The sequence below is a fragment of the Klebsiella sp. F11 genome, from assembly GCF_056712265.1.
This window is the reverse complement of record NZ_CM160060.1, coordinates 5,228,331-5,243,193: the sequence shown is the minus strand read 5'-3', so window position 1 is coordinate 5,243,193 and position 14,863 is coordinate 5,228,331. Positions and strand designations below refer to the sequence as shown.

The following is a 14,863-nucleotide window of genomic DNA, read 5'->3' as shown; positions in this document are numbered from 1 at the left end:
GATAAACCATGTTTACGAAAACAAACGTTGCGCTAGCGGCCGCCGTACTCCTGAGCTACGGCGCGCAGGCCGATACCATCCTGAACGTCGCGACGGCGGGCGATCAGAATATGGTGGATTACGTAAAAACCTGGCTGGGGCCGAAGTTCGAGGCCGCGCATCCGGGCGTCAAGGTGCAGGTTATCGGCACCGGGCCGGGGGACGCGGGATCGAACAAAATTATCGAAAAGCTGACGGCGCAGAAGGAGAGCGGCGCCGACAGCTGGGATATTGACGTTGCCGTGGTGCATCAAAACGCCGGCGGCGAGCTGGTCGAGAAGGGGCTGCTGGCGAAGTACCGCTCGCAGATTAAGACCGGCAGCCTGGTCAGCGCCGATAACGCTAAAAATGCCCTCGGCGTTAACGTTGACGGCTACGTGATGCCGATGTTTTTAAGCCAGACCGCCATTGCCTGGAACAGCGAGACGATCAAAACCCCGCCGGCCTCCTACGATGAGCTGGTGGCCTGGGCGCAGAAAAACCCGCAGGCTTTCGGCTATAACGGGATTAAAAACGGCATGTCCGGGGTCAGCTTCGTGGTGGGATGGATGTACGCCTACGGCACCGATGCGCAGCGCCTCTCCTCCCTGCCGTACGATAAAGGCGTGGAGAAAAACTGGGGCCAGGCCTATGAAAAGCTGAAGGCTTTTAATAAAAACGTCACCTTCACGCCGGGCAACGCCGGGACGCTCGATATGCTGACCCGCGGGGAGATCGCGATGGGGCCGGTATGGGTGGATATGTTCTACAGCTGGAAAGATCAGGGCAAACTGCCGCCGTCGATCAAGCTCTCCCTGCTGGCGCCGGGCATGCCCGGGCAGCCGATGTATTACGTCACTCCGGTGAAGGCGGCGAATCCGCAGCTGGCGCGCGAATTTATTGCGCTGGCGACCAGCCCGGAGGTACAGGCGCAGGGGATCGTGAAGCAGTTTAACTGGTATCCCGGCATCGATGCGCAGCACGTTAAGCCGCAGCTGGATGCGGGGACGTGGCAAAAGCTGTTTGCTGAGATCTCGCCGCAGGCGCTGGCGGAATACGGCAAAAGCTTCCCGATTAGCGCCTATTTTGACGATATTAAAGAAGGCTACGAAAGTCAGGTCGCCAACTAATCTTCGTCGATGCCCGGAACGGCTCCGCGCCGGCCCGGGCGTTTCTCTCCGCTAATATCAGGTTTGCTATGCGTATTTCGCTGAAATATCTGCTGCTGGTGGCTCCCGCCGCGCTGACCATCACCGTGCTGTTTTTATATCCGCTGGGCTTCTCGCTGATTGCCGCCTTTACCGACGATGCGCAGCGGCTGACCCTGGCCCACTTTCGCAAAGTCTATGCGCTCTACTCCAACGATATTCTGTTTACGCTGATCGTGGTGCTGAGCTCCGTGGCGCTGTTGGCGCTGATTTCCATCACCCTCTCCGCGGTGATTACCTTGTCTTCCTGTCGGCCGATTGTGCGGATGCTGGCATTTTTATATCGCCTGCCGCTGTTTATTCCCTTTATCGTTGCGGCGCAGATGATGCGCACCTTTCTGGCCAAAAACGGCCTCATGAACAACGCGCTGGTCGCCAGCGATCTGCTCACCCCGCTGGAGACTATTTCCTGGCTGGGCTGGAAGGGCATCATTATCACCTTCGTCTGGAAGCAGCTGGCGTTCGCCACGCTGCTGATCTGCGGCGCTATGGCGGCGCTTGAGCAGTCGCAAATTCTGGCGGCGCGCAACCTCGGCGCCTCTCGCCCGCGGATCCTGTTTGATATTATTCTGCCGCAGGTGCTGCCCGCTATCGGCGTGGTGCTGGTGCTCTCGACCGTCACCATGATGTCGGTGCTGTCGGTGCCGCTGATGATAGGCGTCGGCACGCCGACGATGATCACCGTTGATATGGCGTTTCGCGTGAACTCCTACGGAGATTACGCCGTAGCTAACGCCCTGGGCGTCGTTTCGCTGCTTATCTGTGGCGCGCTGTCGTGGTTTTATCTGCGTCATAGCCTGCGGCAAAAAGGGGGAGAATGATGAAGGAGGTTACGATGACGCCACCCGCGACGCTGCTGGCGAAAGGGCGGAGAAAGCTAAGCGCCAGCCTGCCGCTGCAGACGCTGCTGCTGGTTCTGATGCTGCTGGCGATGTTTGGCCCGCTGCTGAATCTACTGATTTGGACGGTGGCCGAAAGCTGGTTTTTTCCCCACGCCCTGCCCAGCCAGTGGGGGCTGAAATACTGGTATCAGGTGTTCAGCCCCTATAGCGATGTCTCCGGCTCTTTGCTGACCAGCGTGCTGATTGCCGTGCTGTCGGTGCTGGTGTGCCTGCTGATTTCGATCCCCGCCGGCTATGCGCTATCGCGGCGAGGCATGCCGCTGCGGGTGGGCTTTATGCTGCTGTTTCTTATTCCGCAGGCCTTCCCTAACCTGACGGTATATATGAATATCGCCCGACTTTTCTATCAGTGGGGGCTCAACGGCACCGTGGCCGGCGTGGTGCTGGTGCACAGCGTGCACGGTCTGATGTATTCGGTATGGATCTGCGTGGCGGCGTTCTCAGCGGTCGATCCGCTGCTGGCAAGAGCGTCACGTAATCTGGGAGCCGGGGCGGTGTATACGTTTTGGCATATCGTTTTGCCCCAGGCATCGCCGGGGATAATCGCCGCCAGCATCTTTGTGTTTCTGGAGTCGCTGGATGAGTTTACCGGCACCTTTTTTGTCGGCGCGCCGGATATCACCACGCTGCCGCTGCTGCTATACAACGCCAGCATGTCGGGAAACTATCAGGTGTCGTCTATTACCGCGCTGATTTTATTACTGCCGTCGCTGCTGTTTATGCTGGTTATTCATAAATTTATGCGCCCGGAAATGCTGGCGAAAATGGGCAAATAGCGCTCAGGCTACCCGCCAGTAAAAACGCTTCCCGGTGGGAAGCGTTTTTACTATCAGGTCATAATCATCGGCCACTCTGGCGGCGTCTGGCTCATCACTTCAACCATGACGTCTTTAATGTTGCCCCAGATTTTGGCAACGTCGATCAGCGTGATGCCGAGCAGGCCGGTGGCAAACCAGCAGGCGGCGACCAGCCCCAGGCCGCTGCAGATCACCGCTAAGCCGGCGTAGTCGCTTTTACGCAGCTGAATATTCATCGAGCTGGCTAAAAACATCAGCACTGCGCTCACCAGCGGCCAGCGCAGCAGTATGACACTGGTAGTAATGGAAGCCATTAACCTGATCCTCAAAGAAAGTCGGGGCCTTTGACAACCTGGCGAGACTGACGATGACGTGGCGCTCTGGCTATCGACGGGCAAACAAACGAACAATGAAACAATGTTTCCGTTTCATTAGGATATGTGAACTATATCACACTTGTTCTTTTATTCACCAGCCAAAAATTGCGTTTTTTATGTGCTCTTAAACCATTTTAATATTGTGGTTAATGGCGCGGCGAGCCATAGCCACGCCCGCCATGACGGTAAAGCTGGCGCTTTAATACGCCGGACTCTTTTTTTGCCATACTTATAAACGCGGCGCCGCTCTCATTATGTCGAGAATGTTTCTCGATTGTTCTATAAATTAGTATTATTCATCATTATCAGGTGTATGGTTTTTACGCCAAATAGCCGATTGCTAAATGACTGAGTGTTGTATAAGAGTAGGCATCTGCCATTGTGGGCTTTTACCGTGACTAAGGCGTATCGCATGGATATAAAGCGGAAATGAGTCGTAGTGTTTCGCATAAGGCGTTGAGAATATTCGGTATTACCCTGTTCATCCTGCTGCCAGTGGTTGTGGCATCGTGGCTTGCCCAACACCGGGCAAGGGTGGAAACCGACGACCAGCTCCGCTCGTTTTCTCAACTGGCGCTGCAGCAAACCGAAATGGTTATTCATGAGGTCGAACAAGCGCGGGAAAAGGCCCTGCAATACCAGGGGATAATATGTTCGCCGCAGCATCAGAGATATATGCTGGATATTGTTCGCAGCCTGCTTTACGTCGATGATTTAATCTATGCGAAAGGCGCTGATTTCTTTTGCTCAACCGCCGTTCGCCCCGATACGGCATGGCGTATCGGGACAGCTAATTATACAAAGAAACCGGATATCGCTATCTATTACTATCGTGATACGCCGTTTTATCCCGGTTTTGCCATGACCTATATGCAGCGCGGTCACTATGTCGCGGTGATTAACCCACTTTCCTATAGTACGCTCATATCCAGCGATAGAGATTTAGCCTACGGTCTGTTCGATACCAAAACGAATCAGTTTTTCTCCGTCAGCAAAAATACCGACGCCGCGGCGCTACGTCCGCTGATCCGCCCTGAAGATACCTTTTTCCAGCAGGATCGCCGGGTCTACACCGTTGCCCATTCGGCGAAGCGCCCTATTGCGGTGATCATGTCCACCTCGCGCGTTGGTTATTATAAAAATTTATATGACCAGATAATGATTACCCTGCCGCTGGGCCTGATTTGTAGCTCATTGATTTTACTGATGTGGCTGAGAACCCGGCGGCAGTATCACTCCCCGCGCAGCATGCTACAGCGCGCGCTGTGCCGCCGCCAGCTGTGCCTGCACTATCAGCCGATCGTTGATATTAAAACGAACCGCTGCGTCGGGGCCGAAGCGCTGCTGCGCTGGCCCGGGCGCGATGGTCCGGTGATGAGCCCGGCTGAGTTCATCCCGCTGGCGGAAAACGAAGGGCTGATCGCGCAGGTGACGGACTACGTGGTGGATGAGGTGTTTGCCGATCTGGGCGAATTCCTCGCCAGCCATCCTCAGCTGTACGTCGCGATTAACCTCTCGGCCACGGATTTCCACTCCGCGCGGCTGATTAGCCAGATTAGTGAAAAGGCGCGAAGCCATGCGGTGTGCATCAACCAGATTAAAATCGAAGTGACCGAGCGCGGGTTTATTGACGTGCAGAAAACGACGCCGGTGATCCAGGCCTTTCGCGAAGCGGGATATGAAGTCGCCATCGATGATTTCGGCACCGGCTACTCCAACCTGCATAACCTCTCTTCGCTCAATGTCGATATTCTCAAGATCGATAAGTCCTTTATCGATACGCTGACGACCCACGGCACCAGCCATATGATCGCCGAGCATATTATTGAGATGGCGCGCAGCCTGCACCTGAAAACCGTGGCCGAGGGCGTCGAAACGTCGGACCAGGTTAAGTGGCTACAGAAGCGCGGCGTCCGCTATTGCCAGGGCTGGCACTTTGCGAAGGCGATGCCGGTGCAGGAGTTTAAGCAGTGGCTGATTAAGGTACCAGCCCGGCTTAGCCCCTGCGCGCAAAGCCGTCAGGCGGAAATCTGATGGCGATAGTCGCTGGGGGTGCGGTCATACTCCCGGCGGAACACCCGTGAAAACGTCTGCTGCGAGACGTAGCCCAGATCCATCGCGATATCAAAGATCGGGCGCTGGGTGGTTCTGAGGGCTTCCGCGGCCAGCAGCAGCCGGCGCTGACGAATGTAATCACCCAGCGTCTGATGCGTAACGGCGCGGAACATCCGCTGAAGATACCATTTCGAGTACCCCGACTTTTTGGCGACTACATCAATGTTAAGTGGTTGATCGATATGTTCATCAATCCATTCAATAAGCGTTTGGATAATATCCTGATGGGACATAAAGCGGCCTCTCTCTCAATTCTCGATTCGTCGTTTTGTCTGCGGGCGAGTATAATTCCTCAAGTTAACTTGAGGTAAAGCGCTTTATGGAAAAGAAATCACCCCGTATTAAAACGCTGTTGACCCCGGGCGAAGTGGCGAAACGTACCGGCGTTGCCGTCTCGGCGCTCCATTTCTATGAAAGCAAAGGGCTGATTCACAGCCAGCGCAACGCCGGCAACCAGCGGCGCTATCGTCGCGACGTGCTGCGCGCGGTGGCGATTATCAAAATTGCGCAGCGCATTGGCATTCCTCTGGCCACCATCGGCGACGCCTTTGGCGTCCTGCCCGAAGGCCACAACTTAAGCGCCAAAGAGTGGAAGCAGCTGTCGTCGGTGTGGCGGGATGAGCTGGACCGGCGTATTCATACGCTGACCGCGCTGCGCGATCAGCTGGATGGCTGCATTGGCTGCGGCTGCCTGTCGCGACGGGACTGCCCGCTGCGCAACCCGGGAGACAAGCTGGGCGAAGAGGGAACCGGCGCGCGACTGCTGGAGGATGATTAAAAAACTAAAGCGCCACAACAGGGCGCTTTAGTTGTTTTCCGGTCTTTGTCTTTCGCTCTATCCCGCTGGTTCGCAGGAGGGTTTCCCCCGACGTCGGCTCACCTCAGTATTGCGCAACGGTTGATGGAGGTTCCGGATTGCGCCGACAATCTAATTGTGGCACATCCCCTGACGTCTACTCGTTTATTTCAGCGAAATTTTCCCGCCATTCGCCGCCAGTTCCTATAGTTAATTTGAACAAATGACGGGAGAGACCCATGCTGACGGTACATCACCTGAATCAATCGCGATCGCAGCGCGTGCTCTGGGCCCTGGAGGAGCTGCAGCTGCCCTACCAGATCGTCTGCTATTCGCGGCAGAAAAATATGCTGGCGCCGCCGGAGTTAAAAAACATTCACCCGCTGGGCAAGTCCCCGGTCGTGGAGGACAACGGCTACGTGCTGGCGGAGTCCGGGGCGATACTCGAATATCTGCAGGAGACCTACGATAGCACGCAGCAGCTGCGGCCCCAGGCGCTGGCGGACAGGCTGCAGTACCGCTTTTGGCTGCACTATGCCGAAGGTTCGCTGATGCCCCTGATGGTGATGAAGCTGGTCTTGTCTCGTCTCGGCAAGGCGCCGGTGCCGTTCGGCATGCGCACGCTGGGCGGCGCGCTGGGGAAGGGGATGCAGAAGGCCTGGCTTGACCGGCAGATTGCCACCCACGCCGCCTTTATCGAAGAGCACCTCTCCCGATGGCCGTGGTTCGCCGGCGAAAACCTGAGCATGGCCGATATTCAGATGAGCTTTCCGCTGCTGGCGCTGCAGTCGCGCGGCGGAATCGACGGTCTTGCGCACATCGCCCGCTGGACCCAGCGTATCGAACAACGTCCGGCCTGGCAGCGCGCCATTGAGCGCGGCGGCCCCTTCACGCTGCAGGGCGCCTGAGGCATCACCTTTTACGATGGCCGGCGCGAATTGCTATCGGCGCTATGCAAAAATGTTAGCAGATTGCGCATAGACGATAACGTTTGCGCATCGGCTGGTTATTTCCTGAACGTCATAAGCGAAATTTAGCGAAAGACGTCAAACTCCAGTTGAAAAGGGCCATCTAAAGGCTGGATAATCGTTTGCCTTATTATTTTGCTCGCTATTTATCCTGCCAACAGGAGGGGAGCAAAGTAATTTTGACCACCGTATTGTATGCGCGGAGTTAAACGTTTGCTTTTTTTGCAGCCCCCCTGGCGCTGCGATATAGCACAAGGAGATCGCGTTGAACTGGCAGTGGATGGTCCACCACGCATACCGACGAATGATAAAAATTCTCAGGGGAAGTTTTCTATGTCTACGCCTTCAGCGCGTACCGGCGGTTCATTAGACGCCTGGTTTAAAATTTCAGCTCGCGGCAGCTCCGTGCGTCAGGAGATTGTTGCCGGTTTAACCACCTTTCTGGCGATGGTGTACTCGGTCATCGTGGTACCGGGCATGCTGGGTAAAGCCGGGTTCCCACCGGCGGCGGTGTTTGTCTCCACCTGCCTGGTGGCGGGCGTCGGCTCTCTGGTTATGGGGCTGTGGGCCAACCTGCCGCTGGCAATCGGCTGCGCTATCTCGCTGACCGCCTTTACCGCCTTCAGCCTGGTGCTGGGGCAGCACATCAGCATCCCGGTTGCGCTGGGCGCCGTGTTCCTGATGGGCGTGCTGTTTACTATTATCTCCGCAACCGGCATTCGCAGCTGGATCTTACGCAACCTGCCGCAGGGCGTTGCGCACGGCACCGGCATCGGTATCGGTCTGTTCCTGCTGCTGATCGCCGCCAACGGCGTGGGCCTGGTGATTAAGAACCCGCTGGACGGCCTGCCGGTAACGCTGGGGCATTTCGACAGCTTCCCGGTGATTATGTCGCTGGTGGGGCTGGCGGTGATTATCGGCCTCGAAAAAATGAAGGTGCCGGGCGGCATTCTGCTGACCATTATCGGCGTGTCGATCGTCGGCCTGATTTTCGACCCTAACGTCCACTTCTCCGGGATTTTCGCCATGCCGTCGCTGAGCGACGACAAAGGCAACTCGCTGATCGGCAGCCTCGATATCATCGGCGCGCTGAATCCGGTGGTGCTGCCGAGCGTGCTGGCGCTGGTGATGACGGCGGTCTTCGATGCCACCGGCACCATTCGCGCGGTCGCCGGGCAGGCGAACCTGCTGGATAAAGACGGGCAGATCATCAACGGCGGTAAAGCGCTGACCACCGACTCCCTGAGCAGCGTCTTCTCCGGCCTGGTCGGCGCGGCGCCGGCGGCGGTGTATATCGAATCAGCCGCGGGTACCGCCGCCGGCGGTAAAACCGGCCTGACCGCGGTGACGGTTGGCGTGCTGTTCCTGCTGATCCTGTTCCTCTCTCCGCTCTCCTATCTGGTTCCCGCCTACGCCACCGCGCCGGCGCTGATGTACGTCGGCCTGCTGATGCTGAGCAACGTGGCGAAAATCGACTTTAACGATTTTGTCGATGCGATGGCGGGCCTGATTACCGCGGTCTTTATCGTGCTGACCTGCAACATCGTTACCGGCATCATGATCGGCTTCGCGTCGCTGGTTATCGGGCGCCTGGTTTCCGGGGAGTGGCGCAAGCTGAACCTCGGCACCGTGATCATTGCCGCGGCGCTGGTTATCTTCTACGCCGGCGGTTGGGCAATTTAAGCTATTTTTGCTGACAACGGGCGGCTCAGGCCGCCCGTTTAATTTTTAAGCCACATCCTGTTTCCTTTTGCGTTAATCTGGGTAGCGTATCATTTCGAGACATGACGCCTCAGATGTAAAAATAAGAACACGCAGCAAACAGGGAACACATGGAAATATTCTTTACCATACTCATCATGACCCTCGTGGTCTCTCTCTCCGGGGTGGTTACACGCGTACTGCCCTTTCAGGTTCCGCTACCTTTAATTCAGATCGCCATCGGCGCGCTGCTGGCCTGGCCTACCTTCGGGCTGCACGTCGAATTCGATCCTGAACTCTTCCTGGTCCTCTTTATTCCGCCGCTGCTTTTTGCCGACGGCTGGAAGACGCCGACCCGCGAGTTCATCGAGCACGGGCGAGAGATTTTTGGCCTCGCGCTGGCGCTGGTGCTGGTGACGGTGGTGGGGATCGGCTACCTCATTTACTGGATTGTCCCGGGCATTCCGCTGATCCCGGCCTTTGCGCTGGCGGCGGTGCTGTCGCCAACCGATGCGGTCGCGCTCTCCGGGATTGTCGGCGAAGGGCGGATCCCGAAAAAAATTATGGGGATACTGCAGGGCGAAGCGTTGATGAACGACGCTTCCGGCCTGGTCTCGCTGAAGTTTGCCGTCGCGGTGGCGATGGGCACGATGGTCTTTACCGTCGGCGGCGCGACGGTCGAGTTCTTCAAGGTGGCGATAGGCGGCATCCTCGCCGGTTTTGTCGTCAGCTGGCTGTACGGGCGCTCGATGCGCTTCCTCAGCCGCTGGGGCGGCGACGAGCCGGCCACGCAGATTGTGCTGCTGTTCCTGCTGCCGTTTGCCTCCTACCTGATCGCCGAACACATCGGCTTTTCCGGGATCCTGGCCGCGGTCGCCGCGGGGATGACCATCACGCGTTCCGGGGTGATGCGCACCGCGCCGCTGGCGATGCGCCTGCGCGCCAACAGCACCTGGGCGATGCTGGAGTTCGTGTTTAACGGCATGGTGTTCCTGCTGTTAGGCCTGCAGCTGCCGGATATTCTGTCGAGCTCGCTGGTGGCGGCGGAAGCGGACCCCAACGTCGAAACCTGGATGCTGTTTACCGATATTGTCCTGATTTACGCCGCGCTGATGCTGGTTCGTTTTGGCTGGTTGTGGACGATGCGCAAGCTCAGCCAGCGCTTCCTGAAGAATAAACCGATGGAGTTTGGCTCCTGGACAACCCGCGAGCTGCTGATCTCCTCGGTGGCCGGGGTGCGCGGGGCTATCACCCTCGCCGGCGTGCTGTCGATACCGCTGCTGCTGCCGAGCGGCGACGTTTTCCCGGCGCGCTATGAGCTGGTGTTCCTTGCCGCCGGGGTGATTCTGTTCTCGCTGTTTGTCGGCGTGATTGCGCTACCGATTCTGCTGCGCCACATTGAGTCGACCGACCATGTTCAACAGCGTAAAGAGGAGCGCCTGGCGCGCGCGGCCACCGCGGACGTGGCGATCGTGGCGATTCAAAAAATGGAGGAGCGGCTAGCGGCGGATACCAAAGAGAATATCGATAACCAGCTGCTGACGGAGGTCAGCTCGCGGGTGATCGGTAACCTGCGCCGGCGGGTCGACGGGCGCAACGACGTGGAAACCTCGATCCTCGAAGAGCAGCTTGAGCGCCGCTTCCGCCTGGCGGCGCTGCGGTCAGAGCGCGGCGAGCTGTATCATCTGCGCGCCACCCGTCAGATCAGCAACGAGACGCTGCAGAAGCTGCTGCACGACCTTGACCTGCTGGAAGCGCTGTTAATCGAAGATCAATAGCCGCCGCCGCGCCCGGTCGGGGCCGTGCGGTGGATAGTCTGTCGTGGATCGCCCGGACCGGCGCAGCGCGCCGCCTCCGGGCGCTTATTCATTGAGCCAGAAGCGCTTACTGCACGCCAGCCACGCCTGGGCGCTATGCGACAGGTAAACGCCCTCCCGCCAAATCATCCCCAGCTCCCAGCTTAGCCCGCTCTGCAGCGGGATCGTGCAGAAATGTCGGGTCTCGAGGCGTTCACAAATCGGCTGCGGCAGAATCGCCACGCCAATTCCCGCCTGAACCATCGCGGCGAGGAAATCCCACTGCCCGCTGCGCACTGCGATGCTGGGCTTCACCTCATGCTCGCTAAACAGCTGCATCAGCTGCTGGCTGAGGGCGAAATCTTCGTTATAAATCACCAGCGGATGGGCGGCGAGCTCCTGCGGTGACAGCGAGCTGACGCGCTCCCACTGCGGCGTTCTCGGCGCCAGCACGCACAGCGGATGATTGAACAGCGGCAGGGTCGCCAGGCCGCTCTCCTCATCGACCGGCAGCGCGGTCATGGCCAGATCCAGCTCGCCGTTGCTGACCGCCTGCTGCACGGTCAGGCCGCCGAACTCGGCAATTTTCAGCTCCACGCCCGGATAGCGCTGACGAAACAGGCCGATAGGCTCGGCCATCAGCATCCCGACCATCGGCGGGATCCCCAGCCGCAGAATGCCCTTATGCAGATGGTTAATATCGCTAAGCTCGGATTCCAGCTGGCGGAATTCGCCGAGAATCGCCTGTCCGCGCTCGAAAACCACCCGGCCGGTATCGGTCAGCAGGAGCCGGCGGCCGTCGCGAATAAGCAGCGTACAGTTGAGCTCATCTTCGAGGTTTTTTAGCATCTTGCTGATGGTGGGCTGCGTGACGAACAGCTTCTCAGCCGCGCGAGTGAAGCTTTGCTGGCGGACAACTTCGACAAAATAACGCAGCGTGCGGATATCCATAATTATTCCCTGAGACTATGCCTGTGATGATTTTAATTCATTTCTGTCCAACCTGGCGGCTCACTATACTGCTCGCCTGGCTTCTTTTTCAGGAATATCGCTCATGGCCTTCGCGCCAGCTCGCGTTACCCCCTTCATTGTGCAACGCCTCCAGGTACCGCTTCAGGTACTGGTTTACGCCGGGCTGTTTGTCTGCGCTCAATATCTGGTTAACTGGCTGCACCTGCCGCTCCCGGCGAATCTGGTCGGCATGCTGCTGCTGCTGGCGCTCATCGTCTGTCGGGTGATCCCGCTGAACTGGGTGCGCGCCGGCGCCCGCTGGCTGCTGGCGGAAATGCTGCTGTTCTTCGTGCCGGCGGTGGTGGCGGTGGTCAACTACACCCAGCTGCTGCTGCTGGACGGCTGGCGCATTCTACTGGTGATTGCGCTGAGCACGACGCTGGTGCTGGGCGTCACGGCGTGGGTGGTGGATAAAGTTTATCGCTACGAAATCAGTAGGTTGAAGAATGAGTGATCTCCATTTGAGCATCCTGTGCCTGATCGTGACGCTGGCGCTCTATTTTGCCAATAAACGCCTCTACCGCCGCTTTCACAAGCTGCCGCTGATGCCGCTGGTTTTTACCCCGCTCCTGCTGGTGCTGATTCTGGTCTTTGGCCATATTTCATATCAAAGCTATATGGGGGAGGCCCACTGGCTGCTGTGGCTGCTGGGGCCGGCGACGATCGCTTTTGCCGTGCCGGTATATGACAACCTCGCGATTATTAAACGCCACTGGATGTCGTTGAGCGCCGGGGTGGTGACGGCCTCAATCGTGGCGGTCTGCAGCTCGGTCTGGCTGGCGCGCCTGTTCACCCTTTCCGATGAGATTCAGCGCAGCCTGGCGGTGCGTTCGGTCACCACGCCGTTTGCGCTGGCCGCGGCCCGGCCCCTCGGCGGCCAGCCGGATCTGGTCGCGCTGTTTGTGGTGGTCACCGGGGTATTTGGCATGGCGATCGGCGACGTGCTGTTTTTGCGCCTGTCGATTCGTGCAGGAATGGCGAAAGGGGCGGGATTCGGCGCCGCCTCGCACGGCGCCGGGACCGCGCGATCCTACGAACTCGGGCAGCAGGAGGGCGTTGTCGCCAGCCTGGTGATGATGCTTTCGGGAGTGGTGATGGTGCTGGCGGCGCCGCTGGTGCGCCTGCTGATGTTTTGATGAGCCCCGGCCGCCTGGCCGGGGTTAAGAGGCTTAATGCGCCTGGCCGCGTTCGATACCGATACCGGTTTGTGAACGGATAAACTGGGCGCGGAACAGCTCGCGTTCGCGCAGCCCTTCCGCCGAGTTATCGGTGGCGGAGAAGACCCAGATGCCGATAAAGGCGATGGCAATCGAGAACAGCGCCGGGTATTCGTACGGGAAGATAGCCTTCTCATGGCCGAGGATCTGCACCCAAATAGTCGGGCCGAGGATCATCAGGATAACCGCGGTCAGCAGCCCCAGCCAGCCGCCAATCATCGCCCCACGCGTGGTCAGCTTCGACCAGTACATCGACAGCAGAATGATCGGGAAGTTACAGCTGGCGGCAATCGAGAACGCCAGTCCAACCATAAAGGCGATGTTCTGGTTTTCGAACAGAATCCCCAGCAGAATGGCCACCACGCCGAGGATCAGCACGGTAATTTTCGATACCCGCAGCTCGTCGCGCTCGCTGGCGCCCTTACGGAAGACGTTGGCGTAGAGGTCGTGGGAGACCGCCGACGCGCCGGCGAGGGTCAGGCCCGCGACCACCGCAAGGATGGTGGCGAAGGCCACGGCCGAAATAAAGCCGAGGAACAGATTACCGCCCACCGCGTCGGCGAGGTGCACCGCCGCCATGTTGTTGCCGCCGATAAGCGCGCCCGCCGCGTCTTTAAACACCGGATTGGCGCCCACCAGCATGATGGCGCCGAAGCCGATAATGAAGGTCAGGATGTAGAAGTAACCCATAAAGCCGGTGGCGTAGAATACGCTTTTACGCGCTTCGCGCGCATCGCTCACGGTGAAGAAACGCATCAAAATATGCGGCAGGCCGGCGGTACCAAACATCAGCCCCAGCCCGAGCGACAGCGCCGATATCGGGTCTTTCACCAGCCCGCCGGGGCTCATGATCGCCGCCCCTTTGGGGTGGACCGCCATCGCTTCGCTGAACAGGTTATTGAAGCTGAAGCCGACGTGCTTCATCACCATAAAGGCCATAAAGCTAGCGCCGCACAGCAGCAGGACCGCCTTAATGATCTGCACCCAGGTGGTCGCCAGCATGCCGCCGAACAGCACGTACAGCACCATCAGCACGCCGACCAGCACTACCGCAACGTGGTAGTTAAGGCCGAACAGCAGCTGGATAAGCTTGCCGGCGCCGACCATCTGCGCAATCAGATACAGCGCCACTACCACCAGCGAGCCGCAGGCGGAGAGGGTGCGGATTGGCCCCTGCTTCAGGCGATAGGAGGCGACGTCGGCAAAGGTATAGCGTCCGAGGTTGCGCAGACGTTCGGCGATCAGGAACAGAATGATCGGCCAGCCGACCAGGAAGCCGAGCGAGTAAATCAGCCCGTCGTAGCCGGAGGTATAAACCAGCGCGGAGATCCCGAGGAAGGAGGCGGCGGACATAAAGTCGCCGGCAATCGCCAGACCGTTCTGGAAGCCGGTGATGTTCCCGCCGGCGGTATAGTAATCTTTACGCGAGCGTACCCGCTTGGACGCCCACCAGGTGATATAGAGCGTCAGGGCGACAAAGATCAGGAACATGATAATCGCCTGCCCGTTTGTCGGCTGACGCTGCACCGCGCCGGTAATGGCGTCGGCGGCGTTCGCGGCGGCGGGGAGCGTGGCGGCAAGCGCCGTCAGAACTTTCTTCATGATGCCTGCACCTCGCTGATAATGCTTTTCGTCAAATGGTCGAATTCACCGTTGGCGCGCCAGACGTAAACCCCGGTGAGCACGAAGGAGATAACGATAACGCCGATGCCGATGGGGATCCCGCGGGTGACGCTGGTTCCCGCATGCAGCGGCGTCCCGAGCCAGCCGGGGGCAAAGGCGATAAGCAAAATGAAGCCGACGTAGATAACCAGCATGATGAGTGACAAAATGGCGGCAAACCTTTGCCGGGTTGCAACTAACTCCCTGAAATGCTCACTATTTTCTATCCGCTGACAAATTTGATCATTCATCATAGCGTCTCCAGAGGTATTCCTTTCGTCATCCACGCGCGGGA

General features: G+C 58.5%; 15 protein-coding genes. 10 read left to right on the top strand and 5 right to left on the bottom strand.

Annotated elements, in window-relative coordinates:
* The first annotated feature begins 8 nt into the window (after positions 1-8).
* The 3 genes from AC1M2H_RS25780 to AC1M2H_RS25770 all read left to right on the top strand — a co-directional run bounded on the left by AC1M2H_RS25780 (position 9) and on the right by AC1M2H_RS25770 (position 2,904).
* Positions 9-1,148, top strand: a complete 1,140-nt coding sequence (locus AC1M2H_RS25780; protein ID WP_480149583.1) for an ABC transporter substrate-binding protein — start codon at positions 9-11, stop codon at positions 1,146-1,148.
* A 68-nt stretch (positions 1,149-1,216) separates the two neighbouring features.
* A complete protein-coding gene (locus AC1M2H_RS25775) occupies positions 1,217-2,047 on the top strand; it encodes an ABC transporter permease (protein WP_480149582.1) in 831 nt (276 codons plus the stop codon).
* A 14-nt stretch (positions 2,048-2,061) separates the two neighbouring features.
* Positions 2,062-2,904 carry an ABC transporter permease gene (locus tag AC1M2H_RS25770; RefSeq protein ID WP_133601227.1) on the top strand — a complete coding sequence of 281 codons (843 nt, stop codon included), beginning with the start codon at positions 2,062-2,064 and terminating at the stop codon, positions 2,902-2,904.
* 53 nt (positions 2,905-2,957) lie between these two features.
* Here AC1M2H_RS25770 and AC1M2H_RS25765 read toward each other — a convergent pair whose 3' ends face one another.
* Complete coding sequence (locus AC1M2H_RS25765) at positions 2,958-3,239, bottom strand: YjcB family protein (protein ID WP_480149581.1); 282 nt, start codon at positions 3,237-3,239, stop codon at positions 2,958-2,960.
* A 492-nt stretch (positions 3,240-3,731) separates the two neighbouring features.
* Between AC1M2H_RS25765 and AC1M2H_RS25760 the strand changes: the two genes are divergently transcribed.
* On the top strand, positions 3,732-5,336 hold the full coding sequence (locus tag AC1M2H_RS25760; RefSeq protein WP_480149580.1) for an EAL domain-containing protein: 1,605 nt from the start codon (positions 3,732-3,734) through the stop codon (positions 5,334-5,336).
* On the opposite strand, the gene soxS is transcribed toward AC1M2H_RS25760, so the two are convergent.
* Positions 5,321-5,650: a superoxide response transcriptional regulator SoxS gene (gene soxS / locus AC1M2H_RS25755; RefSeq protein WP_041143630.1), complete on the bottom strand. Its 330-nt coding sequence runs from the start codon at positions 5,648-5,650 to the stop codon at positions 5,321-5,323. The two genes, AC1M2H_RS25760 and soxS, sit on opposite strands and share 16 nt — an antisense overlap.
* Before the next feature lie 86 nt (positions 5,651-5,736).
* On the opposite strand from soxS, the gene soxR reads away from it, so the two are divergent.
* The 4 genes from soxR to AC1M2H_RS25735 all read left to right on the top strand — a co-directional run bounded on the left by soxR (position 5,737) and on the right by AC1M2H_RS25735 (position 10,660).
* A complete protein-coding gene (soxR, locus tag AC1M2H_RS25750; protein ID WP_480149579.1) occupies positions 5,737-6,195 on the top strand; it encodes a redox-sensitive transcriptional activator SoxR in 459 nt (152 codons plus the stop codon).
* A 257-nt stretch (positions 6,196-6,452) separates the two neighbouring features.
* A complete protein-coding gene (locus tag AC1M2H_RS25745; protein WP_480149578.1) occupies positions 6,453-7,121 on the top strand; it encodes a glutathione S-transferase family protein in 669 nt (222 codons plus the stop codon).
* A gap of 393 nt (positions 7,122-7,514) precedes the next feature.
* A complete protein-coding gene (locus tag AC1M2H_RS25740) occupies positions 7,515-8,864 on the top strand; it encodes an NCS2 family permease (RefSeq protein ID WP_464414989.1) in 1,350 nt (449 codons plus the stop codon).
* A 149-nt stretch (positions 8,865-9,013) separates the two neighbouring features.
* Positions 9,014-10,660: a Na+/H+ antiporter gene (locus tag AC1M2H_RS25735; RefSeq protein ID WP_480149577.1), complete on the top strand. Its 1,647-nt coding sequence runs from the start codon at positions 9,014-9,016 to the stop codon at positions 10,658-10,660.
* 84 nt (positions 10,661-10,744) lie between these two features.
* Here AC1M2H_RS25735 and AC1M2H_RS25730 read toward each other — a convergent pair whose 3' ends face one another.
* Positions 10,745-11,629 carry a LysR family transcriptional regulator gene (locus tag AC1M2H_RS25730; protein ID WP_426813435.1) on the bottom strand — a complete coding sequence of 295 codons (885 nt, stop codon included), beginning with the start codon at positions 11,627-11,629 and terminating at the stop codon, positions 10,745-10,747.
* Between the two features lie 103 nt (positions 11,630-11,732).
* Here AC1M2H_RS25730 and AC1M2H_RS25725 point away from each other — a divergent pair, with 103 nt between their 5' ends.
* Together AC1M2H_RS25725 and AC1M2H_RS25720 are read left to right on the top strand one after the other, a co-directional pair.
* Positions 11,733-12,143 carry a CidA/LrgA family protein gene (locus tag AC1M2H_RS25725; protein WP_480149576.1) on the top strand — a complete coding sequence of 137 codons (411 nt, stop codon included), beginning with the start codon at positions 11,733-11,735 and terminating at the stop codon, positions 12,141-12,143.
* Positions 12,136-12,825, top strand: coding sequence for an LrgB family protein (locus tag AC1M2H_RS25720; RefSeq protein WP_480149575.1), 690 nt, complete (start codon positions 12,136-12,138; stop codon positions 12,823-12,825). The genes AC1M2H_RS25725 and AC1M2H_RS25720 overlap by 8 nt, the downstream gene beginning before the upstream one ends.
* Before the next feature lie 33 nt (positions 12,826-12,858).
* On the opposite strand, the gene actP is transcribed toward AC1M2H_RS25720, so the two are convergent.
* Both actP and AC1M2H_RS25710 read right to left on the bottom strand, forming a co-directional pair.
* Positions 12,859-14,508 carry a cation/acetate symporter ActP gene (actP, locus tag AC1M2H_RS25715; RefSeq protein ID WP_480149574.1) on the bottom strand — a complete coding sequence of 550 codons (1,650 nt, stop codon included), beginning with the start codon at positions 14,506-14,508 and terminating at the stop codon, positions 12,859-12,861.
* Positions 14,505-14,819 carry a DUF485 domain-containing protein gene (locus AC1M2H_RS25710; RefSeq protein WP_480152036.1) on the bottom strand — a complete coding sequence of 105 codons (315 nt, stop codon included), beginning with the start codon at positions 14,817-14,819 and terminating at the stop codon, positions 14,505-14,507. Before AC1M2H_RS25710 ends, actP begins: the two co-directional genes overlap by 4 nt.
* Between the last annotated feature and the right edge of the window lie 44 nt (positions 14,820-14,863).